This window comes from Mesorhizobium sp. M7A.F.Ca.CA.004.04.2.1 (assembly GCF_004022825.1).
GTDB lineage: Bacteria > Pseudomonadota > Alphaproteobacteria > Rhizobiales > Rhizobiaceae > Mesorhizobium.
In genome coordinates this window covers 1-1375 of the sequence record NZ_RZPH01001305.1, presented here as the reverse complement: position 1 = coordinate 1375, position 1375 = coordinate 1, and the positions used below count along the sequence as shown (strand labels likewise).

Here is a 1375-nt window from a genome sequence, read left to right as displayed (position 1 = left end):
ATCATCGAGATCGAGAACCTGTCGATCTCCTTCTTCACCCGCAAGGGCGAGATCCCGGCCGTCATGGATTTTTCCTGCACCGTCATGCCGGGGGAGGCGATGGGCATCGTCGGCGAATCCGGCTGCGGCAAGTCGACCGTGTCGCTCGGCATCATGCGCGACCTCTCCAACATCGGAAAAATCGTCGGCGGCAAGATCAAGTTTCAGGGCAAGGACATGGGCGAGCTCTCCGACGAGGAGTTGCGCTCCATTCGCGGCAACAAGATCGCGATGATCTACCAGGAGCCGATGGCGAGCCTGAACCCGGCGATGAAGGTCGGCCAGCAATTGATGGAAGTGCCGCTGATCCACGACAAGGTGTCGAAGGAAGAGGCCTATAAGCGCGCGCTCGAAATGGTGCGCTCGGTCAAGCTGCCGGACCCCGAGCGTATGATGCGCTCCTATCCGCACCAGCTTTCGGGCGGCCAGCAACAGCGCATCGTCATCGCCATGGCGCTGCTGTCGAAGCCGGCGCTGCTTTTGCTCGACGAGCCGACGACGGCGCTCGACGTGACGGTGGAGGCGGGCATCGTCGACCTGGTCAAGGGGCTGGGCGAGAAGTTCGGCACGTCGATGATCTTCGTGTCGCACAATCTCGGCCTGATCCTCGAAACCTGCGACCGCATCACGGTGATGTATTCGGGCGAGGCGGTGGAGACCGGCAAGATCAAGGATGTCTTCGACAGGATGCGCCATCCCTATACGCAAGGGCTGTTCCGCTCGATCCCGCTGCCCGGCGCCGACAAGAATTCACGGCCGCTGATCTCGATTCCCGGGCAGCTGCCGCTACCGCACGAGCGGCCCAAGGGCTGCAATTTCGGCCCGCGCTGCCACCATTTCGTGGAGGGCGTCTGCAACGCCGCCGAAATCCCGATGATCGAGGTCGCGGGTCACGAAGGCCATTTCTCGCGCTGTGTGCGTTTCAACGAGATCGACTGGGAAGCGCTGCCGCCCGGCGCCAAGAAGGTCAATGAGCGCGTCGTGCCCGGCGCGCCGGTGCTCAAGATCGAGGATCTCAGAAAATACTACAGGGTCGGCGGCAGCGAGGTGTTCGGCTCGAGCGAGGGCCGCGTCGTCAAGGCCAATGAGACGATCTCGTTCATGGCGCGCGAATCCGAGACGGTCGCCATCGTCGGCGAATCCGGCTGCGGAAAGTCGACGCTGGCCAAGGTGCTGCTCGGGCTGGAGACGGCAAGTGCCGGCACGGTGACGCTGGGCAACACGGAAATCCAGTCGACGGGCATCGAGAAACGGAGCGTTGACACGGTGTCGTCGATCCAGATGGTGTTCCAGAACCCGTTCGACACGCTCAATCCCAGCCATTCGGGCGGTTCGC

General features: G+C 62.8%; 1 protein-coding gene. It reads left to right on the top strand.

What is annotated here, in order from left to right; all coding sequences use genetic code 11:
* The coding region (locus tag EN893_RS34085; protein WP_164901385.1) for an ABC transporter ATP-binding protein at nucleotides 1–1375 on the top strand (1375 nt) is incomplete at both ends.